This window comes from Amycolatopsis vastitatis (genome assembly GCF_002234595.1).
Taxonomy (GTDB): Bacteria; Actinomycetota; Actinomycetes; order Mycobacteriales; family Pseudonocardiaceae; genus Amycolatopsis; species Amycolatopsis vastitatis.
This window is the reverse complement of sequence record NZ_NMUL01000014.1, coordinates 14,327-34,379: the sequence shown is the minus strand read 5'-3', so window position 1 is coordinate 34,379 and position 20,053 is coordinate 14,327. Positions and strand designations below refer to the sequence as shown.

Here is a 20,053-nt window from a genome sequence, read left to right as displayed (position 1 = left end):
ATCAAACGGGTCCGGTAACACGCTCTCGGCAGGGCACAGCCGTGTTCCGGTTCTCGGACACGTTCGACGATGAGGGATGCCCCATCTACCTCTACGAGCACACCGAGCTGGTGTAGCCGTCATCGAAATTGCCAGCGATCGCCGGTGACCATTCGCCAGTAACCTGGTGATGTACCTCTTCGCGGAGGAACGCCCCCGGGTAGCTCCCGGGGGCACGCGGGGAGGCTGACTCCGCGAATGAGGTCACGATGGCCGAGGACTTCGGTTCAGCACTCCGCCGCCTGCGCAAGGCGGCCGGTTTGTCGCAAGCAGCTCTTGCCCGGCGCGTGCCCGTCCACACCTCGAATGTGTCCCGGTACGAAAGCGGCCTCCAGCATCCCGAAGAACGCATGGCCGCCCGGTTGGACGAATTGCTCGGGGCTCACGGTGAACTGCTGGCGCGATGGTCGCCCCTGGACATCGACCCGCTGACGACCGACGACCGTGAGCGGATCGAGTACTCAGTGAGGTTCCCCGGCCGGATCGACGAAGCCGCGATCACGGCCCTCGCAGACAGCCTCGCCGCGCAGCGGCGGCTTGACGACATCATCGGCCCGGTCCCGCTCATTCCTGCCTCACTGGCTCAGACGGAGATGGTGACGGACCTCCTCAAAGAGGTGAACGGCCCGCACCGGCAGCAGCTGGCGGGCGTAGCCAGCGAGCACGTCCAGTTCGCCGGGTGGCTCCACGCCGAGGCCAGGCGGGATGCTCAGGCCGTGCGCCTGCTCGAAGAGGCCGAGGACCTGGCCGACGAAGCGGAAGACGGGACCTTGGCCGCGCAGGCTCTGAACTTCCGGGGCTACCTCGCCCGGCAGCAAGGCCGGCCGCGCGCGATGATCAGGGGCTTCCTCACGGCGTACCACACCCCGGGCGCGCACATCGCCCAGCGGATCGGCGACGCGGTCCAGGCCGCGCAGGGCTACGCGAAGATCGGCGAGCGGGACGAAGCACTCCGGCTGCTCGACACCGCAGACGGGATGATCGACGAGTCGGCGCGCGAGGAACCCCCGGCAACCGCGTACTGGCTCACCCCGACGTTCCAGAGGCTGAACTCCGGCCTGGCGCATCTCGCCCTCGGCGATCACCAGGTCGCCGTCGACCACCTGGAGACCGGCCTGGGCAACCTTCCCGAGGACCAGCAGGGTGCCGAGTGGACGAACGAGTACCGCGACGGACTTGACCAGGCGAAAGCCGCTAGCTGAGGGACCTGTGCGCAGACCTGTGCGCACAGCCCCAATCCCTTCACCACACCTGTCCGTCAGGACGATGCTCAATTTCGTGGACACGAACGACGCAGGTGAGGAATCGCGCCCGAGGACCATCGATGAGATGACCCCGGAGGACTGGGCCGAGGCGCGGAAGCTACGCGAACGCTTCGACGCTGAGCAGGGTGCGCGATGACGGCCGTGATCTACATCGACCCGGCGGCTATCCACCCCGTCATCAACGGCGTGTGGCACCGCGCTCGACTGCGTGGCATCCCGGCACCGGGCCAGGGCATCACCATGCTGTGCGGGGCGTCGGCCGCCGCCTCGTTCGAGCCAAGTACCCAGCGCGGCGTACCGACGATGTGCCCTCGGTGCGACTCGGTCTACCGGCGCGAGCACAACATCCCGCAACAGCACACGCGGCAGAGCCGCTAAGCAGCCCGGTCGGCGCGCCCTCCCTCGTGCGTCGGCCGGGTGTCCACTTCACCACCGGGGTGAAGGCCAGAGCCCCACGGAACCCACGTCCCAGTAGGCCACCGTGGGGCTCTGTGCTGTCAGTCGCGTTCGTACACGACCAGAGCGCTGACCCAACCACCGTTCTGCGACCAGGCCTCGCTCATAGCGATCGAGGACACCCGCAGACCAGGGAACTTCTTCAAAATCTCGTTGACCTTGTTTGAGATGCGGTCGGGACTGCTATCGCGATATGCCTCAACGGATTGCTGGACCACGGGCGGCTTCCTCCTTCGTAGGGACTGGACCTCTATCGAACGCGAGAAAGCCTCCCGCACTCAATCCGCCATCGGATCGGTGTCCTTCCCGGTGATCTCGACGGTCCCCGTGATCCTCACGTTCTGCTTGACTGCTTCGGTGACCCACTCCTTCACGGCGTTGGCCGTGATGCTCGGGTCAGTGGTCACCTTCGCGATGGCAGCGGCCAAGGCGTCCACCTTCGCCGACTCGGTGTTGTTGGCCGCGTCGAGCTTGGCCAAGACCTGCGAGGGGTTCAGGCCCCAGGCGGAGCCGTCGGCGTTCTTGCCCGACCAGATCCAGTCGTACCAGATGTGCTTCGCGATGAGCTTCGCGTCGTCGTCGGTGATCGGCATGTCGCCTCCCGAGTGCTGACCCCAGTCCGGGGCGAGGATGTCATTCACGTCGCACTGGATTCCGGCCACGAAGACCTGTCCGATGCGTTGGTAGAGCGCGGCCTTCGCGGACTTCAGGCCCCGAGACCATGCGGCCGTCTGCCACCCGTAGGAGGCATGGGCCGGGAGTGCCTTTTCGATGACGTCGAACTCGCCGTAGACGCCCGTACAGTCCTTGCCCAGCACCGAGGCCGCACCGTCCAGGTACGCGAACGTAGAGGCGAACTGAGCGGCGGAGACCTGGTCCGAGTCGATGGCGAGGGGTTGAGTGGTTCGCGTCGCGCGCCGCCGGTGACTTCGCTCTTCTCGGCTGTCACGATCCTGGGCATGCGCAAACTCGTGGTCTGGGGCGGGGTCGGCTCCGCCGTCGTGCTCGCAGCATTCGTCGCGTGGGGCTGGATCGGCGGCAAGGACTCCGGCTGGTGGGGTGCCGCTGGTCAGTGGCTTGGCGCCGTTGGCTCGATCCTTGCGGTCGGCATCGCGCTGTACCTCGCCGACCTTGGGCGGCGTGAGGCCGAGAAGCAGCGCAAGGCTGACGAGAAGATCCAGGCGCGGCTGATCTTCGGCGAGTACCAGCCCAACTTCGGTCTCGTCGGTGAAGTCGTGGTGGTCAATCGGTCCGGTGGACACATTCTGGATCCGGAGGTGATGAGCCTCTCCACCGATTCGCGGTACGGGGTCGGTGAGTGGTTTGTCGGCCCCGCTGACGGCGAGGTCCTGGATCACTTCCCCCGCGTGATCGCCGGTGAACTCGAAGCACGCAGGCGGAGCAGCGCGCTAAACGTGTTTTTCAAGACAGGTTTGGGAGTCCAGCAGGCTACGCCCGAGGTGCAGCCGACCGCGATGATCCGGTTCTTCGACGCGGATGGTCGCGGGTGGACGCGCCGGGGGCGTGCGGAGCCGGAGCGGTGGTACCCCGAAGAGAACCTGGTCGAGTTGTTGCCACCGGACGACGAGCCGTCAGCGTAGGTAACACACGAACGCCCCCGGAACGCGCAACGCATCCCGAGGGCGTTCAGGTGTCCGGCTACTCGGAACGGACGGCCTTCGCCTCACGGTCGCGCTCGGCCAACGCCTTACGGAAGCGGACGAGCTGGACGGCGACGAAGGCGACGGACACGCCGAGCACGATCAGCACGACGCCTCCTCAGCGAAGACCTCTTCGATCACCGAGGCCAGCTCGACCGGGTGCAGCACGCCTTCCAGGCTCTCGACGGCCACGGTCGGCTCACCGCCGGCCACGCGCTCGACCTTGGCCCTGAGCGGCCCCGTGACGGCCTGGACGTCGATGACCGGGGCGAAGCCCGCCCGGATCCGTTCCGCCGTCACACGGGGCAGCTCGTCGGCCAGGACATCGGTTGCCGTGCGCGGCCAGGCCGACCCCTCGTCGACGAGCCCGGTTTCGTCGACCAGGTCCGGGCACGAGCGCAGCGCGGCGGCCCACCTCTTCGCGAACCCCGACGTGAGCACGAAGCGCTTCTCCCGCACCGGCAGCGGGTCTTCGTCGATCTTCGCCAGCGCCCGGTACTCCGCCCAGTGACCCCGCTGCGCGGCCAGCGAGGCCGCACGGAAGTCGATCGGCTCACCCCGGCCAACACCGGCCCGGCCATTCCCGCGCTGTTTGTTCACCGTCGGCTCGACGGCTTCGAGGTGATCCGGCCTCACGCACGCCCGGAGGCGACAGAGGTGATCCACGTCGAACCCGGGCGGGATCGGGCCGACGTGGAGCTTGTAGTGCGCGCGGTGCGCCCTCTGCTCGCCGTTGACGAGACGCGGCAGGACCGGGTACCCGCCGCCGTCGAGCGTGCCGGACCAGATCCAGCACGGCGTCGGCATCCCGGACCACTCGACAGGCTCGACGGCCACCATGTAGTGCGTCTCCCAGTTGATCATGACTCCTCCTGCTGTTCGCGGGGTTATCCCCAAACCTTCGAAGTTCTGCGTCCGGGTTGGACAGGCGACGGGTGCCGTCCGCCAGGTCAGGCCGAGCGCTTCGGCGGGATCAGGCCGAGCTGCCACGCTTCCGAGTAGATCTCCGAGCCAAGCCCGGCCCGCAGGTCGATCCCCCGGTCTTGCAGCTCGGCGATCCTGGCCAGGATCGGGGCTGCGATCTCGTCCAGGTCCTCTTGCCGCTCTTGCTCGTCCAGCCGCTCTTGCGCTTCACGTGCGGCAGCACCACCCCGACCGAAGTTGACGCTCACCACGCGCTCGCTGGCCATGGGATCACGCTCGGGCTCGGAGACTTCGTCCGCGACGCGCAGCGGCGCTGGTCGTGCTTCGTGGTCCTGGTTCTCCTGGTCCTGGCCGTGGTCCTGGTCTTGGTCCTGGTCTTGGTCCTGTTCGGATCGCTGGGTGACCCCAGGTGGCCGCTCCCTGACCCCCACCGACCGCTCCCTGACCCCGGGTGGCCGCTGCGTGACCCCCCACCCACCGCTCCCTGACCCCAGGCGACCGCTGTGTGACCCCACCTCTTCGCGGAGCTGGCTCAGGTTGGACGCGTAGTGAAATCCGTCCTCGGGGAAGTCCGGGTCGCCACGGTGGCGCTCGGTGGTCTCGACGATGCCGAGGTCGCGCAGCTCGCGAAGGCCCCGCTTCACGGTCGCCTTCGAGTAGCCGGACTCCCGGGCGATCTGGGCAACGCTCGGACTGGCCACCCGGAGCCGGTTCGCGTGAATCGCCAAGCACGAGTACGTCGCCTTCGCCGCCGCCGAGCGCGCCGTCTCCAACGGTCCCGCGTAGACGAACCCGTAGATCCCCTGGACCGTCTCCGGATCCTCGGCGGCCTGCTTCGCGCTCACGTCGTCGACGAGCGTGTAGAGCGACGTCCTCCCCGATCGCAGCTCGACTTCGAGGTAGCCCGCCGCGCGCAACTCGGCCATGCCGCGCTGGATCGAGTCTTCGCTGACCCCCATCGTGGCCGCGAGTCGAGCAAGACCGACGTACGTCTCACGGTCGCCGTCGGCGAAGGTGGTGAGTCCGATGTACGCAGCCTTGCCGTGCTTGCTCAGCTGCGACTCGCAGGCGATCGGCCGGGAGGCGATGCCCCGGCGTCCTCGGCCGTCGCTCACGCCGCACCGCCGGCCAGCTTGTAGACCACGGCCGCGTGTCCCTCCAGCAACTCGGCGGACTTCACGAGCCACCCACGCTCTTCGAGCTGCCGCAGGCCACGCCACGTCGAGAGGCTGCTCTGGCAGGGGATCAGCTCGGCCAGCCGTGTAGCCGTGATCGGCTCGCCGTCGGGAACCGTGAAGATCGTGAGCAGCGCGCGCATCGCGCTGCCGCTCAACTTGCCGTCCTGAGCGACGGACTCCGGGATGGTGATCACCCGCACCTTGTTCTCCTCCACGCGTTGTCGTGTGAGGGGGCTCCTCCGGTGCGGTGCCCAACTCCGTTTTCTCTTGTGCCAACGACAATACAGGTTCGAGAGAGGTTGCACATCTACCCATGTGGGTAGCGTGGCTCGTGTTATAGCGGGTAAACGCCTATGTTGCGATGCTGTGACCAGTCAATTTGTGCGATTCCACAAATCTCGCGAGTATCCGTTTCCATATAACTGGTAACGGAGGTGATAGCGCTCGAAGGCGGGTTGGAATTCTGATTTGTCGGGGTCAGAATCCTGATGTGTCCGAAGAGGAGCTGCGCGCCTACGCCGAGGCATTGGTGGCCGACTGGCCGCCGCTCGATGCTGAGCAGCGCGAGCAGTTGGCCGCGCTCCTCACGCCGGGCGAGGCCGAGGCACGATCCGGACGGTCTCCGGATCGAAGTCGCGGCGCCCGCGCGGGGCCTTCAGGATCGTCACCTCGACCAAGGCGCCGATGATCACGCGCTGCCGCTCGATGCCCTTCGCGAGGAACGCGGCCGACGGGGAAGGCGCGTCTGCGATGCCCTCCAGTGCACTGCCATCGGCGAGCTGAGCCAGCTCGCGCTCGACCTCTTCGATCTTCGGCTTGAGCCGCGCGTTCGTGACCTTGAGCTGTTCGGCGGTGAAACCCGACTCAGGGTCGCCGAAGAGCGCGGCGGCCTCCTCGGCCCGAGCCTTCAGGAGCGCGAGCCGCTTCAGGAGCGGTTCGCGGTCCCCAGTCTTCGGGAGCAGCCTGACGCCCTGGCTATCCAGTCGGGCGCAGACGACGGCTCGGACCAGTTCGTCGACCGGACCGGCCAGCCGCGTGTGCCCGCCGCCCTTGCACATGTATCGGGACTGCTTGGACGCCGTGGTGCCGCCGGAGCGCGCGATCGAGCCGCACCAGCACGTGTACAGGTGGGAGCCGACCAGGACGAGCGACGTGGCGCCGCCGTTCTTCTGGCGTGTCGGGTCGGTCATCTTGATCATCAAGGCCACCCAAGTGTCCTCGGCGGCCTGACGGTCGTCGGGGGCGAACAGCGGCGGCCAGCGGCTTTTCGGCAGCTTGTCGAGGGCCTTCCGGAAGTCCTTCGTGCCTGGCGGGATCTTGCCGACGCGTCCGGCGTTCCGGGGGCGCAAGATCATCTGACGGAAGTTGCTGCCATCCCACGGGCCTCCCGCCGTCGTGGTCATCCCGGCCACGTTCCACTCGGTGAAGATCGAGCGCGCGCTGTCCCCGGCCAGCAGCCGCTTCGCCGCGTCCAGGCCGCGCTCCTGCTCGGCCGGGCGCAACGTGAGCCCGTCGTCGTCATAGCCGAACGGGCGCCGGCCGCCGGTCCACTCGCCGTTGGCGATCAGCTGCTGCTTGCGGTCGGACTGCCGCTCCGAGATGTCCTCGACCTCGCCGGTGTCCTTCGCCGCCATCATGCGAGCCATCATCCGCCCTGCCGACGTGGTGAGGTCGAACGAGGGGGAGGCTACGAACTGGAACAGCACGCCGTGGTTGCGGGCCAGGTCGATCTGGCCCTCGAACTCGCGCGGCGCTCGGGTGAGGCGGCCCGAGGTGTAGGCGATGATCGTCCCGAAGAGCCCGGTCTTCGCGTCGCGGATCATCCGCAGGTACTCCGGCCGCTCTTTCTGGCTCGCGGCGGCAGCGCTGATGTCGTTGTCCGTGAAGATCGCGACGACCTTCACGCCGAGACGCTTCGCCAGCTGGCGGCAGTGCTGCTGCTGACGCGTGACGCCCAGTTCGCGCCCCTCCCGGTCCTCGGAGATGCGCAGGTAGATCGCTGCCGTGCGCGGGGCTGCTACCTCGACCGTCGTTCGTCCCATGTAAAGATGTTATGCCAGGTTTTCGAACAGACGAAGACGATGTGCGTCACGCCGCGAGCGTAACCACCGGGTTCACCCGGTCACCCGCCCGCTCGGCGGTATCCGCGGCCCGCGACGCGCACCTAGCGTCGATCGGGCGAGGACGCGAACCGGAAGGAGAGCGATCATGCACGGGTGCTGCTCGAAGTGCACCGGCCAGGGCTGCGGCTGCTGCGGCAACTGCAACTGACCGCCCCCGGCGCCCGCGGCGGCCCGGCGCCGCCGCGGCGCCCCCACCCCCGGATCAGGGGTGGTAGTACTCCGCGATCCGGGTGACCACGTCGCCCTTCACCGTGATCTTGACCGCGTACAGGCTGTCCGGGGTGGTCGCCAGGAACTCGGCGCGGGTGCACGGGCGGGAACCCGTGCCGTCCAGGCCGACCGCGAGGCCCGCGGCCGCCGACGCGCACCAGCTGCCGACGCCCGTGAAGATCTTCACATCGCCTGCCAGGACCGCCTTGTGCGCGGTGCCCGGGACCGGTTCGGCGTTGCTGCCGTTCTCCTCGGCCTTGACGAACCGGGCGTCCGTCCACTCCACCCGGCCGTCCGGGTGGATCGCCGTCACGATCCCGTCCGCCGCACCCGCGCTGTCGCCCAGCACGAACACGCCGGCCGTGGCCAGCGCGGCGGCCGCCACGGCCGCGGCGATCATCCACTTCGTCCTCGTCACGCCGTACGGACGCGCGTGGCGGCCGCGGGTTGCCCAGGGCCCCAGTCGCGCTGCTACGCGGCTTTGCCCTGGTCCGCCGTACAGGTCGCCGAAGTCGCTTCGCCGAGGGCGCGTGCGTGCAGCGGGTCGAACCGGTGGACGACGTCCGCCGCGCCGGCCGTCACCAGCTGCCGGACCGGGCACGAACGCGCCGCCCGCACCGGGATGGTCGCCGCCAGCTCCGTGAGCAGGTTCGTGTTCAACCCGTCGATCACCGGGCGGATCTGCCCGAGGTCGGGGCGGGTCGTGGGCGCCTCCGCGGGGTGGGCGTCCCAGCGCGCGTACAGGCCGCGCTGCACCAGCTTGTTCGCCTCGATCTGGGCGCGGAAGAACCGGACCGCGTCCGCCGGGTCGAGGCCCAGCTGCGGGGCTCGCCCGGCGACCGAGTCGTAGATCTGCTGCTCGCGCGCCGGGTCGTCGATCGGCGACGGCGTGCCGTACTTGGCCGCGGCCACCTGGTCGGCGATCTGGACGCGCTGGGCGGCCAGGTCGGTGAGCCGCCACAACGACGGGCTCGAAGCCGAGGCCGGCACTGCGAAGAGGAGTGAGCCGGCGAGGACCGCTGTCACCGTGACGAGCCAGGACCGAAGGCGCATGGTCCCGGACGGTACATGCGAAAATCCCCGCGTGTCCGCGCCTTCCGCAATTTCCGAAGTCATCTCCGTGCTCGAGCGGGCCTACCCGCCCGCGCTCGCCGAGTCGTGGGACGCCGTCGGCCTCGTCTGCGGCGATCCCGCCGAACCCGTGTCGCGCGTGCTGTTCTGCGTCGACCCCGTCGCCGAAACCGTCGACGAGGCCGTGGACGTCGGCGCGCAGCTGATCGTCGCCCACCACCCGCTGCTGCTGCGCGGCGTGCACGGCGTGCCCGCCGACACCGCCAAGGGCGCACTGGTGCACCGGATGATCCGCGAAGGCATCGCCCTCTACTGCGCGCACACGAACGCCGACTCCGCCGACCCCGGCGTCTCCGACGCGCTGGCCACGGCGATCGGGCTGCGCGTGACCGGGCCCCTCGCCCCGAACGCCGACGGCGTCACCGGCATCGGCCGCCTCGGCGAGCTGCCCGAGCCGGAGCCGTTCGCGGTGTTCGTCCAGCGCGTCGCCGACGCCCTGCCCGAGACCGTCCCGGGCGTGCTCGGGGCCGGCGACGAGGACCGCCCGATCCGCACCGTCGCCGTGTCCGGCGGGGCCGGGGACTCCTACCTGAAGCAGGCCACCGAGGCCGGCGCCGACGCCTTCGTCACCGCCGACCTGCGGCATCACCCCGCCGGTGAGCACCTGGCCGGCCGGGGCCCGGTGCCCGCGCTGGTCGGGCTGACCCACTGGGCCAGCGAATGGCCCTGGTGCGGGCAAGCCTCGGCGGTCGTGGCCGACGCGTTTGCGGGTAACGTCGACATCCGCGTCTCCACGCGGTGCACCGACCCGTGGAACGTCCGCGCCGAGCGCACATCGAATTAAGAGGAGCACCGTGAAGGCCGAACCCGCCGTGCAGCGCCAGTTGCTCGAGCTCGCCAAGGTGGACGCCGAGCTTTCGCGCACCGCGCACCGCCGCCGCACCCTGCCCGAGCTGGCCGAGATCGACACGGGGGAGAAGACCGCCCGCGAGCGCCGCGACGCGCTCGTGTCGGTGGAGACCGCCAGCTCCGACCTCGACCGCGAGATCGCCCGCCAGGAGAAGGAGATCGAGTCGGTCCGCGCCCGCGAAGACCGCGACCGCAAGCTCCTGGCGTCCGGCTCGGTGAACTCCAAGCAGATGACCGACATCGAGCACGAGCTGCAGTCACTCGAACGCCGCCAGCGCGCGCTCGAAGACGACCTGCTGGAGCTGATGGAGCAGCGCGAGGCCCTCGGCCTGGACGCGCAGCGCACCGGCGCCGAGGTCGACAAGGCCGAGGCCGAGGTCGCCGCCGCGATCGCCCGCCGCGACGAGGCGTTCAAGGACCTCGACACGACCCGCGCGCGCCGCGACGAAGACCGCGCGAAGCTGCTGCCGCGCTTCCCGGAGCCGCTGCTCAAGCTGTACGAGCGCGTCCGCGAGCACAAGGGCATCGGGGCCGCGCTGCTGCGCGCCCGCCGCTGCGGCGCCTGCCAGCTGGAGCTGGACCGCAACACCGTCAACGAGATCAAGGGCGCGCCCGAGGACGACGTCATCCAGTGCGAGAACTGCGGCGCGATCCTGGTCCGGACCATGGAGTCGGGTCTGTGACCTCGCACGTCATCGTCGAGGCGGACGGCGGTTCCCGAGGCAACCCGGGCCCCGCCGGCTACGGCGCGGTGGTTCTCGACAGCGACGGCCAGGTCCTCGCCGAGCGCAAGGAAAGCCTCGGCGTGGTCACCAACAACGTCGCCGAGTACAACGGCCTGATCGCCGGGCTGACCGCCGCAGCCGAGCTCGGAGCGTCCACTGTGGACGTCCGGATGGACTCGAAGCTCGTGGTCGAGCAGATGTCCGGGCGCTGGAAGATCAAGCACGCGGACATGCAGCCGCTGGCCGAGCGGGCCAAGGAGCTGGCCGCCGGGTTCTCCCGCGTCAAGTACGAGTGGATCCCGCGCGCGCAGAACTCCCGCGCCGACCGGCTGGCCAACGAGGCCATGGACGCGGCGACCGGCAAGCCCGCCGCCGGCCGGCCCAGCGCCGCCGCGAAGACCGGCAAGCCGAAGCTGCCGACCCGGAAACCCGACCGCGCGACGACCGCCTGGACCGGTGCGCAGGGCACTCCGACCCGGCTGTTCCTGCTGCGCCACGGCCAGACCGAGATGTCGGCGCTGCGCCGTTACTCCGGCCGCGGCGACGTCCCGCTCACCGAGCTCGGGCAGGCGCAGGCCGCGGCGGCGGCGAAGCGGCTGGCCGCGATCTCGGACCTGGTCGTCGACGGCGAGGCCGTCCCGATCATCTCCTCGCCGCTGACCCGGACGAAGCAGACCGCGCAGGCCGTCGCCGACGCGCTCGGCGGCCGCGTCGAGACTCACCCCGGTCTCATCGAGACCGACTTCGGCGAGTGGGAGGGCCTGACGTTCGCCGAAGCGGCCGACCGCGACCCCGAGCTGCACCGTTCGTGGCTCGGCGACAGCTCGGTCCCGCCGCCCGGCGGGGAGAGCTTCGACGTCGTGCACCGCCGGGTCCGCAAGGCCCGCGACGAGCTGATCGCCGAGCACGGCGGCCGGACGTTGGTGCTGGTCAGCCACGTGACGCCGATCAAGACGCTGCTCCGGATGGGCCTCGACGCCGGACCGCAGCTGCTGTTCCGGCTGCACCTCGATCTGGCGTCGCTGTCGATCGTCGAGTTCTACCCGGACGGGAACGCTTCGGTGCGGCTCGTCAACGACACCTCCCACCTCGCCTGACCGGCGCTGGGATATTCAGGGAAGTGTGGGGTGGATCACGCTCAATGCCGACGCGTGGCCGACCCCGGATGGGGTATTGGCTACAGTGTCTCGACCGCGTCGCCGCGGTGGCGGGTCCGGCCTCCGGGCCCAGTCAGGGGGCGCCAGCTCGCGCGTATCCCACCGGCAGAAGCCTGCGGGCGGAACAGTGACGAGGACATGACGGCTAGCGCACTCACCGAGACCTCCCCGAGCGACGTCCCCGAGGACCCGGCCACCACCACGGCCACCCGCGGCTGGGGCGCGCGCCTCGCGCCGGTGCTGGCCGTGCTCGCCGGTGTCGCGGCCGTCGCCGTCCACGCGACCCGCTACGGCCACTGGATCGTCGACGACGCCGCCATCACCTTCTCCTACGCCCGCAGCTTCGCCGACGGCCTCGGCCCGGTGCTGCAGCCGGGCGCCCCGCCGGTCGAGGGCTTCTCCGACCCGACGTGGATGGTCCTGCTCGGCGTCGGCAAGCTCGTCGGCCTCTTCGACCACGGCCTGCTGTTCGGCATCCCGGACTACGTGCTGTTCCCGAAGGCGCTGGGCCTGCTGTTCACCGGCGGCGTCCTGACGGCGTGCTACATCGCCGCGAAGCAGATCTTCACCCGCTTCGCCTGGCTCGCGACGCTGGTCGTCGGCCTGACGCTGGCGACGATCCCGTCGTACGTCATCTGGGTCGTGTCCGGCCTGGAGAACTCGCTGTTCGCGTTCGCGGTCGTCACCCTCGGCGTGACGCTGTTCGTCTCGGTGAAGCGGGACAAGCTGCTGACGCCGAAGGTCGCGCTGTGGGCGGGCGTCATCGTGGCCTTCGCCGCGCTGACCAGGCCGGAAGGCCTGATCTACGCGGGCGCGTACCCGCTCGCGGCGCTGTTCCTGCTGCGGTCCGGGCTGTTCTGGAAGAGCTTCCGGCTCGCGCTGCTTTCGGTGGCGGCGTTCGCCGTGCCGTTCGGCGCGTACGTCGCCTGGCGGCACGGGGAGTTCGGCCGGCTGCTGGCCAATCCTTCGGTGGCGAAGCAGCAGGGCCTGCCCGGATTCGACGCGGTGAAGCGGCCGCTCGAGCTGGTCGGCTACGCGGGCTGGGCCGGCGTCGTCGTGCTCGTGCTGGTGATCGTGTTCGCGCTGGTCAAGGCTCCGTGGCGGCGTTCGCTGATCGCGTTGCTGGTGCCGCTGGGGCTCGGGGTCGTCGCGTACGGCGTGATGGTCGCCGACTGGATGTACCAGCACCGGTTCGCCAGCCCGATCTGGCCGCTGGCCGTCATCGCGGGCACGCTGTCGGCGGGTGAGCTGCTGCGCCACCGGCAGGCGCTGCTGCGCGTCGGCGTGGTCGTGGTGCTGCTGGGCGCGTTCGTCCCGTCGGGCATCGGGTTCGCGGCTTCGGCGGACAAGTTCGCGAAGAACCCGAACATCACGGCGTGCCTGGTGGCCGACCGCTTCGGCCGCGGCTTCAACACCTACGCCGACATCCTGGGCCTGCCGAAGGCGTCGCTGCTGCTGCCGGACCTCGGCGGCTCGTCGATGACCAGCAGGCTCGAGCTGGTCGACATGGCGGGCCTGGTCAACAAGCCGATCGCCGACCTGGTGCACGACAACGACCTGCAGGGGCTCCGCAACTACGTGTTCGACACGGTGAAGCCGACGTTCATCCACTCGTGGGGACCGTGGGCGGCCGGCAACGGCATCGCGCTGGACCCCCGGCTCGACCGCGACTACCTGCTGATCTACAGCTCCCCGATCGAAGGCCTCCGCAACGGCGACTGGGTCCGCCGCGACGCGGTGACGGACCCGGCCAAGCTGAAGGCGGCCCAGGACTACGCGGCGAAGACGATCCCCGAGGTGGCCGCGAACCGCTTCGGCGGCCCGCTGGACGACTGCGGCCCGACGATGAAGCCGGGCCAGACGATCGCGATGCCCGGCTGATCACGCGTGATGCCCCTTCAATCACGAGTGATGCCTCTCTGATCACGGGTGAAGCCCGTCAGGTGGCCAGGCTGAGGCCGAGCCAGAGGGCGACGGTGGCCGCGGCGAGGCACAGCGGGGTCGTGATGGCACCCAGGGCGTGGAACGTCCTGGCCGACGGGTGTTCCGGAAGGGTGCGGCGCCAGAGCAGCGTCGCCAGGGAGCCGAGGTAGGTCGCGTTCGGGCCGATGTTGACGCCGAGCAGCACCGCCAGCAGCACGCCCGGCGCCGGGTGCGGGCCCAGCACGGACAGCAGGATCAGCGTCGCCGGCAGGTTGTTGACCAGGTTGGCCAGCAGCGCCGCCACCCCGGCCGCGAGCAGCAGGTCGACCAGGCCGGTGGACGTCGGCAGGACGTCGCGCAGCAGGCCGCCGAGAACGTGTTCCGACACGGCTTCGACCACGACGGCGAGCCCCAGCACGAACAGGCACAGTTGCGGCGCCGCTTCGGTGAACAGCTGCCACGGCCGGATCTTGCCGTTCGCGAGGGCGCGCGCGCCGAGGATGAGCGCGGCGAGCGTGGCGATCCACACCGGCTCGACGTGCCCGAGCTGGCCCACCGCGAAGCCGACGAGCGTGAGCGCCAGGACGACCAGCGCGAACGTCGGCGGATCTTGGTGCTGCCGTGGCTCGGCGGTTTCCCGCGGGCGGAGGTCGACGGCGAAGAACCGCAGGAACACGACGAGTTCGATGGCGATGGTGACCAGCCACGGCAGGGCCATGAGCGCGGTGAACCCGGCGAACGTCAGCCCCGACGCGGCGAAGGCCAGGAGGTTGGTCAGGTTGGACACCGGCAGCAGCGTCGACGCGGAGTTGGCCAGGTGCGCGCACGCGTAGACGTGCGGACGGGCGGGCAGCTTCAGGCTCGTCGCGGTCGCGAGGACGACGGGGGTGAGCAGCACGACGGTGGCGTCCAGGCTGAGGATCGCGGTGACGCCGGCCGCGGCGGCGAAGGTCAGCACGAGCAGCCGCCGTGGCCGCCCGTGGCACGCCTCGGCGAGCCGGCTGCCGAGCCAGGTGAAGACGCCGTCCACACTGGCCAAAAAGGACAAAAGGAGGATGGCGGCCAGAAAACCCAGCGTCGGCAGGATTTCCACGGCCCGGTGCGCGGCCGCGGCGGGCCGCACGAGCCCCAGCAGCAGCGCGAGCCCGGCCGCCGGCACGGCGGCCACGGCCTCCGGCCAGCCCCGCGGCCGGACGATCGCGAAGAGCAGCACGCCGGCCAAGAGCACCAGGCTTCCCGCGCCTGCCCAGAAGTTCACATGTGCACGCTAACCTCGGACGTACGGACCCCGCGGGGGCGCCCCCGTCTTCCACACTACCGGCAGGCACCGACAATTCCGCCGCGCTGCCGCCCCCGCGCGGCTCGCCGAAGGTCATGAACGACTCTTTCCTGTCGTCCGACGACAGGAAAGAGTCGTTCATGACATCGCCGCGGCGCCCGCACGCCGACGAGGGCACGCCCGTCCGGAGCCGTCGCTGCCCGCTCCGCCGAAGCAGCCCGGTTTTGTCGGTCCCCCCGGCTACCGTGGAAACCGGGGGCAGCTCAGCGCAGTGTCCGAAGTGGACTCAACTGCCGCGCTGCGACTTCGCCAACGCGCCGCCGAGCTCCGCGCGGCCCGGAATGCCCAGCTTGCGGTACGCGCCGGACAGGTGCAGCTCCACCGTCCGCCGCGTCAGGTGCAGCGCCGTCGCGATCTCGCGGTTGGTCAGGCCCTGCGCCGCCATCACCGCGATGCGGTTCTCCTGGCGGGTCAGCCCGTGCTCGTTGTCCTTCGCCGGGGTCAGCGCGCGCCGGGCCGAGCGCAGCTCCTCCGCCGCCCGGCGGGCCAACGGTCGCGCTCCGCAGTGCTCGCTCAGCTCGACCGCCTGCCGCAGCGTTTCGATGGCCTTTTCGGACTGGCCGTGCCGCGCCTGCAGCGTGCCCAGCTCGGTCAGGGCCGTCGCGAGCTGCAGCCGGGCCGGCGACGAACGCAGCGTCGTGATCGCCTTGCTGAGCGCCCGCTCGGCTTCGTCGTCCTCGCGGACCAGCCCGAGCGTCGTCAGCGCCGTGCCGAGCGGCCGGGCCGCGCCCCAGCGGGCCGAGGCGTTGATGTCCTCTTCGGCCAGTCGCGCCGCGTCGTCGGCCTGGCCGAGGGCCAGCGCCGCCCGCGCCGCGTGCGCGCGCCACGGCACGAACCCCGGGAACCGCATGCCGTGGTGCGCGAGCCGCCGCCCGCAGCTGAGCAGGTCTTCGAAGCCGAAGCGCGTGTACCCCGTCGCGACGCGCAGGCGGCCCCGCGCGTACAGGAGGTACGTGTGGGTGAACAGGCCCTGGCTGGCGACGAAGTCCATCCGGTCCAGCAGCGACGTCGCCGCCTCGAACCGGCCCAGGTCCACCCAGCATTCGACGAGTTTCGCCGCGCACAGCACGCCGACCGGGCAGGTCGTCGTCCCGCCGCGCTCGTCGAACCGGCGCAGCAGCGACTCGAAGTGGACGCTCGCCCGCTGCAGGTCGCCGCTGGCCTGCAGCGCGATCCCGCGGGCCAGGGTGGGCAGCGCGCCGTGCGGCACGTGCACGTCCCACGGTTCGCGCTCGACGTCGAGGACCCGGCACAGCCGGTCGACGTGGGCCGGCTCGTCCGCCAGCACCGCCGTGGCCAGCGTGAAGAAGTAGTGCTGCTCGAACAGGTCGCCGTCGTCGCTCTGCGCCCGGCGGCTGCGGCTGTCTTCCGCCTGGGGTGGCGCGCCGGCTTGGCTCAGGACGTCCGCGAAATGCCCGACCGCCTCCTGCGCCGACTCGCCGCTGCGGACCGCGTCGAGTGCCAGCAGCGCCGAGCGGCTCCGCTGCGCCGCCGGGTCGGTCAGCGGCGCCCACTGCTCCTCGAAGTCGCGGAACTCCGGCGGCGGGCCCAGCCTGCTCCCGGCCTCGGCGAGGTAGGTCATGCACAGCAGCGGCCAGACGGCGTCCGGGCCGCCGGCGTCGAGCCGGGCCGCGATCTGGCCCGCCGCGCTGATCCCGAGCCGGGCGTCCTGGCCGCCGCAGAGCGACAGCAGCATCGCGGAGGCGATGTACGCGGCGGTCTCGCGGTTGCCGACGGTGTCGACGGCCTCCCGCACCCGCTTCGCCGCGCCCGGCGGGTCGAACTGGAACTCCGCGTGCGCCAGCTGCAGCAGCACGGCCATCCGGGTCCCGGACGTGAGCCGTTCCTCCAGCGCCCGCCGCAGGTGCCGGGCGGCCAGCTCGGGCCGCCCGGAGAACACGGCGTCGCGCGCGCTCAGCCGCAGCACGTCCACCGCCCACGGGATCCGGATCGACGTCGCTTCCAGCAGGTGGGCGGCTACGCGCTCGACCGGCGCGCCCGCCTCCGTCAGCAGCTTCGCCGCCCGGGAGTGGTTGACCGCCCGCGTGGTCTGCGGCATGTCCTTCAGCACGGAGTTGCGGACGAACGAATAGGTCAGCGTCGGCTGGCTGCTGTTGTTGAGCACGCGCAGCCGGACCATGGTGTCGATCGCCTGCAGCGCGTCGAGCTCGTCGACGCCGGCGAGCCGGGCCAGCAGGTCGAAGCCCGCGTCCTCGCCGAGGATCGCCGCCGCGTGCATGATCGCCGGCGCGTGCGGGAACTCCTGCATCCGCGTGATGAGCACCTGCCCGATCAGCGACGAGCCGAGCTCGTGCGGGTCCGCGCCGGGCAGCAGCCGCGGCCGCAGCGCGTGCAGCAGGTACGGGTTGCCGCCGGTCGCCTCGCGGCAGGCCGAGGCGAGCTCGCCGGCGGCGAGACCGAGGATCTCCGCCGCGGCCGCGTCGCCGAGGCCGTTGAGCGTGATCGAGGCCTGCGGGCAGCCCGCCATCTCCAGCAGCGCGACCTCGCGGTGCGGGGGATGCCCGGTCAGGGCCGTCAGGATGATCAGCACCGGCAGGTCGGCCACGCGGTTGCGGATGTAGGCCAGGCACCGCATGGACCAGGCGTCGGCCAGGTGCACGTTGTCGATGCCGAGGAACAGGGGGCTCTTCTCGGCCGCGTCGCGGACGATCCGGCAGAAGAGTTCGAGCGCTTCGCTCTCGCCGGCCGGGCCGCACAGCTCGGTGGCGGGCGGGCGCGGGGCGCCCGGGGCGGTCAGCGCGTCGGCCAGCTGGCGGGCCAGCCCGCCGGACAGGTGGCTCTCCAGCCGCGACCCGGTGGCGATCGCGACGGTGAAGCCCGCGTCGGCGGCCAGCGCCGCGGCGGTGTGGAGCGTGGCGCTCTTGCCCATGCCGAACTCGCCGACCAGGACCGCGCTGGCCGCCGAGCCGCCGAGCACGGCGGGGAAGAGGCTGGTCAGGCGGTTGAGCTCGGGCTCGCGGCCGGGGAGCCGCAGGGCGGGACGCTTCGGTACCGAAGCCCCGCTGACGGGGTTCTCGGGATTTACTTCGGTATCCACCGTAAGGACTTTCATGTTGGGTTCGGGCAGACTACTGGAAACCGGCCCACCACGGGAGTGGAGCGCGGTGACCTGGGGAAACGGCCCGGGAACCGCTACGGCCGACAGAACGCCCCACCGTCGTCAAGAGACACCCTGACGACGCAGGTCCACCACCAGAGCAGGGGAGACGATGTACGCAGCCGATGCGACCCGGATCTTCCCGGCGACCGGGCGGGCCACACCGACGGCCGTCACGGCCATCCCCAGCACGAGCAGGAGCAGCGGGCCGGCCACCGAGCCCCGCCGGTGCGCGTACGGCTTTCCGGTCGCGCCATCGCCGGGCGGCCGGTAGCGGCCGGATGAGCCGCCACGGGGGACCCAGCCGAGCCGGGCCGCTTCGGCCAGCGCACCGGCCACCGGGCCGAACCCGGTGACCAGGGCCCGGCAGCGGGCGCAGCCGAGAAGGTGCTCCTCGAACTCTTCCGGATCGTCCAGGACGCCCAGCCCGTAGGCCGCGGAATCGGCGTGCCGCCCCCTCATCGCACTGTCACTTCCCCGAGTGCCTTCCGCAATTGCCGCATCGCGGTGTACAACCGCGATTTCACGGTTCCCTCGGGAATTCCCAGAATTTGTGCCGCCTGTCGAACGGTGTTTCCGGCGAGGTATGTCTCGTAGATGACAGAGCGGTATTTCTCGTCGAGTTCGACCAATGCCCGAGAAATCGTTAGCGCGGCTAACGAGCTGTCGGTGCGGTCGGCGGACTCGGCGTTTTCCGGGATCTCCAGGGCGACCTCCTGCGGGCGGACCCGGCGGTTTCTCCAGCCGTCGATGACGATCCGCCGAGCCACCGTGAGCAGCCACCCGCGCAGCATTCCGGGCTCGCGTTCGAGCGTGCCGGAGTGCTGCCACGCGCGGATCATCGTCTCTTGCACCACGTCTTCGGTCCACTGCCGGTCGTGGTTGGTCAGGGCCATCACCTGCGAAAACAGGGTGGCGCGGAAGTCCTTGTAGAGCAGCGGGACCAGATCGTCGGCCTCGACGGTGGCGACGTCGAGCGCAGTGGCGGACGAGGCGTAGCCGACCTGGCCGCGACTTTCTCTGTCCAGTGCTTCCATAAAGCTCGCAACCTCACCTGACTGGCGGACCGAGGGGTCATCGGAGCGTAGCGCAAAATCACTTAATAGACCATATGCATCAGTTTTCACGCTCAATTAGCCGCCGAACCGACGACAGTCGTCATCAGTTGGTTCACAATGTGTCTTGTGATACACGTCACAGTCACTAAAAGGTGACGGCGAGAACCGGATCACAGGTCCGCACCGTAGCTGTCCATGAGGACTCCTTCGCGAAGGGACAACGGGGATGCCGCTCCGATTCGTGGCGCTGCTGGCCGCCACGACCGCGCTCGTGCTCGGCTGTGCTTTCCCGGCGTCGGCCGGGGAACTGCAGCAGACCGACCGCACCCTGCTCACCCGGCTGAAGCAGCACACGCTGTGGGCCGTGCCGTCGAGCAGGCTCGCCGCCGACCGGGCCACCAACCGGCGCGTGCGCGCCGTCGCCGTCCGCATCGCCGACGACCAGGCCCGGCTCGACGTCGCCCTGCGCGCGGTCGCCGACCGGCTCGCGGTCACCCTGCCGGGGGAGCCCACGGACGCCGAACGCGCCTGGGCGGGCGAGATCGCCGCGGACTCCGGCGACGCGTTCGACCGCGCCTACGTCAACCGGCTCCGCGCGGAGTACGGCACCCTCTTCGCCCTCGCCTCCGACGTCCGCGCCGGCACCCGCGACGACGACGTCCGCGCGTTCGCCCAAACCGCCGTCGACACCACGCTCGGCCACCTGACGCTCCTGGAGAGCACCGGGCTCGCCGAGACCACGTCCCTGCTCGTCTCCGCCACCGAGGACGACACCCTCGGCGGCGGCGACTTCGCCCTCGCGGCCGTTTTCGTGGCGTTCGCCGCCGTCGTCACGTTCGGCCTGCTCCGCCTGCTCGGAACCCCCGGCAGGACCGCGCCGCGCACCCGGAGGTAAGC

The 20,053-nt window shown here is 70.5% G+C and carries 20 protein-coding genes; 8 read left to right on the top strand and 12 right to left on the bottom strand.

The genetic code is table 11. The annotated features are described in order from the left end of the window. The first annotated feature begins 248 nt into the window (after positions 1-248). Together CF165_RS17425 and CF165_RS17420 are read left to right on the top strand one after the other, a co-directional pair. Positions 249-1,241 carry a helix-turn-helix domain-containing protein gene (locus CF165_RS17425; protein ID WP_093948590.1) on the top strand — a complete coding sequence of 331 codons (993 nt, stop codon included), beginning with the start codon at positions 249-251 and terminating at the stop codon, positions 1,239-1,241. A gap of 195 nt (positions 1,242-1,436) precedes the next feature. Then, positions 1,437-1,682, top strand: coding sequence for a hypothetical protein (locus tag CF165_RS17420; protein WP_167441485.1), 246 nt, complete (start codon positions 1,437-1,439; stop codon positions 1,680-1,682). A 119-nt stretch (positions 1,683-1,801) separates the two neighbouring features. Here CF165_RS17420 and CF165_RS51205 read toward each other — a convergent pair whose 3' ends face one another. Together CF165_RS51205 and CF165_RS17415 are read right to left on the bottom strand one after the other, a co-directional pair. After that, positions 1,802-1,978, bottom strand: coding sequence for a hypothetical protein (locus CF165_RS51205; protein WP_158226792.1), 177 nt, complete (start codon positions 1,976-1,978; stop codon positions 1,802-1,804). Positions 1,979-2,038: 60 nt separating this feature from the next. Further along, on the bottom strand, positions 2,039-2,578 hold the full coding sequence (locus tag CF165_RS17415; RefSeq protein WP_093948589.1) for a hypothetical protein: 540 nt from the start codon (positions 2,576-2,578) through the stop codon (positions 2,039-2,041). Between the two features lie 141 nt (positions 2,579-2,719). Between CF165_RS17415 and CF165_RS17410 the strand changes: the two genes are divergently transcribed. After that, entirely contained in the window at positions 2,720-3,361 is a 642-nt protein-coding gene (locus tag CF165_RS17410) for a hypothetical protein (protein ID WP_143268606.1), read from the top strand. A gap of 162 nt (positions 3,362-3,523) precedes the next feature. Here CF165_RS17410 and CF165_RS17405 read toward each other — a convergent pair whose 3' ends face one another. The 6 genes from CF165_RS17405 to CF165_RS17380 form a co-directional block, all read right to left on the bottom strand. Next, positions 3,524-4,285 carry an HNH endonuclease signature motif containing protein gene (locus CF165_RS17405; RefSeq protein WP_205660891.1) on the bottom strand — a complete coding sequence of 254 codons (762 nt, stop codon included), beginning with the start codon at positions 4,283-4,285 and terminating at the stop codon, positions 3,524-3,526. Positions 4,286-4,371: 86 nt separating this feature from the next. Continuing rightward, on the bottom strand, positions 4,372-5,460 hold the full coding sequence (locus CF165_RS17400; RefSeq protein ID WP_093948587.1) for a helix-turn-helix domain-containing protein: 1,089 nt from the start codon (positions 5,458-5,460) through the stop codon (positions 4,372-4,374). Then, a complete protein-coding gene (locus CF165_RS51200; protein ID WP_205660890.1) occupies positions 5,457-5,723 on the bottom strand; it encodes a hypothetical protein in 267 nt (88 codons plus the stop codon). The genes CF165_RS17400 and CF165_RS51200 overlap by 4 nt, the downstream gene beginning before the upstream one ends. A 384-nt stretch (positions 5,724-6,107) precedes the next feature. Further along, a complete protein-coding gene (locus tag CF165_RS17390) occupies positions 6,108-7,565 on the bottom strand; it encodes a recombinase family protein (RefSeq protein ID WP_093948585.1) in 1,458 nt (485 codons plus the stop codon). 283 nt (positions 7,566-7,848) lie between these two features. Then, entirely contained in the window at positions 7,849-8,256 is a 408-nt protein-coding gene (locus CF165_RS17385) for a hypothetical protein (RefSeq protein ID WP_093948584.1), read from the bottom strand. A gap of 71 nt (positions 8,257-8,327) precedes the next feature. Beyond that, positions 8,328-8,909, bottom strand: a complete 582-nt coding sequence (locus CF165_RS17380; protein WP_093948583.1) for a chorismate mutase — start codon at positions 8,907-8,909, stop codon at positions 8,328-8,330. A gap of 31 nt (positions 8,910-8,940) precedes the next feature. Here CF165_RS17380 and CF165_RS17375 point away from each other — a divergent pair, with 31 nt between their 5' ends. The 4 genes from CF165_RS17375 to CF165_RS17360 all read left to right on the top strand — a co-directional run bounded on the left by CF165_RS17375 (position 8,941) and on the right by CF165_RS17360 (position 13,599). Beyond that, positions 8,941-9,771: a Nif3-like dinuclear metal center hexameric protein gene (locus CF165_RS17375; protein ID WP_240521645.1), complete on the top strand. Its 831-nt coding sequence runs from the start codon at positions 8,941-8,943 to the stop codon at positions 9,769-9,771. A 10-nt stretch (positions 9,772-9,781) separates the two neighbouring features. After that, a complete protein-coding gene (locus tag CF165_RS17370) occupies positions 9,782-10,519 on the top strand; it encodes a zinc ribbon domain-containing protein (RefSeq protein WP_093948581.1) in 738 nt (245 codons plus the stop codon). Then, a complete protein-coding gene (locus CF165_RS17365; protein WP_093948580.1) occupies positions 10,516-11,658 on the top strand; it encodes a bifunctional RNase H/acid phosphatase in 1,143 nt (380 codons plus the stop codon). The genes CF165_RS17370 and CF165_RS17365 overlap by 4 nt, the downstream gene beginning before the upstream one ends. A 198-nt stretch (positions 11,659-11,856) precedes the next feature. Then, complete coding sequence (locus tag CF165_RS17360; RefSeq protein WP_093948579.1) at positions 11,857-13,599, top strand: hypothetical protein; 1,743 nt, start codon at positions 11,857-11,859, stop codon at positions 13,597-13,599. A gap of 58 nt (positions 13,600-13,657) precedes the next feature. Here the strand turns inward: CF165_RS17360 and CF165_RS17355 are convergent, their stop codons facing one another. The 4 genes from CF165_RS17355 to CF165_RS17340 form a co-directional block, all read right to left on the bottom strand. After that, entirely contained in the window at positions 13,658-14,899 is a 1,242-nt protein-coding gene (locus tag CF165_RS17355) for an SLC13 family permease (RefSeq protein WP_093948578.1), read from the bottom strand. A 307-nt stretch (positions 14,900-15,206) separates the two neighbouring features. Continuing rightward, positions 15,207-18,038 carry an AAA family ATPase gene (locus CF165_RS17350; protein WP_093948577.1) on the bottom strand — a complete coding sequence of 944 codons (2,832 nt, stop codon included), beginning with the start codon at positions 18,036-18,038 and terminating at the stop codon, positions 15,207-15,209. Between the two features lie 123 nt (positions 18,039-18,161). After that, positions 18,162-18,560 carry a zf-HC2 domain-containing protein gene (locus CF165_RS17345; RefSeq protein WP_093948576.1) on the bottom strand — a complete coding sequence of 133 codons (399 nt, stop codon included), beginning with the start codon at positions 18,558-18,560 and terminating at the stop codon, positions 18,162-18,164. Next, the gene (locus CF165_RS17340) at positions 18,557-19,135 is read right to left on the bottom strand and encodes a sigma-70 family RNA polymerase sigma factor (RefSeq protein WP_093948575.1); all 579 of its coding nucleotides are present in this window, start codon (positions 19,133-19,135) and stop codon (positions 18,557-18,559) included. The genes CF165_RS17345 and CF165_RS17340 overlap by 4 nt, the downstream gene beginning before the upstream one ends. A gap of 247 nt (positions 19,136-19,382) precedes the next feature. Here CF165_RS17340 and CF165_RS17335 point away from each other — a divergent pair, with 247 nt between their 5' ends. Next, on the top strand, positions 19,383-20,051 hold the full coding sequence (locus CF165_RS17335) for a DUF4142 domain-containing protein (protein WP_093948574.1): 669 nt from the start codon (positions 19,383-19,385) through the stop codon (positions 20,049-20,051). The last annotated feature ends 2 nt before the right edge of the window (positions 20,052-20,053 follow it).

Excerpts from the sequence above, each read along its gene's own strand:
- CF165_RS17425 (WP_093948590.1), top strand. The coding sequence starts at position 249 with ATGGCCGAGGACTTCGGTTCAGCACTCCGCCGCCTGCGCAAGGCGGCC.
- CF165_RS17420 (WP_167441485.1), top strand. The coding sequence starts at position 1,437 with ATGACGGCCGTGATCTACATCGACCCGGCGGCTATCCACCCCGTCATC.
- CF165_RS17410 (WP_143268606.1), top strand. The coding sequence starts at position 2,720 with ATGCGCAAACTCGTGGTCTGGGGCGGGGTCGGCTCCGCCGTCGTGCTC.
- CF165_RS17405 (WP_205660891.1), bottom strand. The coding sequence starts at position 4,285 with ATGATCAACTGGGAGACGCACTACATGGTGGCCGTCGAGCCTGTCGAG.
- CF165_RS17390 (WP_093948585.1), bottom strand. The coding sequence starts at position 7,565 with ATGGGACGAACGACGGTCGAGGTAGCAGCCCCGCGCACGGCAGCGATC.
- CF165_RS17385 (WP_093948584.1), bottom strand. The coding sequence starts at position 8,256 with ATGATCGCCGCGGCCGTGGCGGCCGCCGCGCTGGCCACGGCCGGCGTG.
- CF165_RS17380 (WP_093948583.1), bottom strand. The coding sequence starts at position 8,909 with ATGCGCCTTCGGTCCTGGCTCGTCACGGTGACAGCGGTCCTCGCCGGC.
- CF165_RS17360 (WP_093948579.1), top strand. The coding sequence starts at position 11,857 with ATGACGGCTAGCGCACTCACCGAGACCTCCCCGAGCGACGTCCCCGAG.
- CF165_RS17345 (WP_093948576.1), bottom strand. The coding sequence starts at position 18,560 with ATGAGGGGGCGGCACGCCGATTCCGCGGCCTACGGGCTGGGCGTCCTG.
- CF165_RS17340 (WP_093948575.1), bottom strand. The coding sequence starts at position 19,135 with ATGGAAGCACTGGACAGAGAAAGTCGCGGCCAGGTCGGCTACGCCTCG.
- CF165_RS17335 (WP_093948574.1), top strand. The coding sequence starts at position 19,383 with ATGCCGCTCCGATTCGTGGCGCTGCTGGCCGCCACGACCGCGCTCGTG.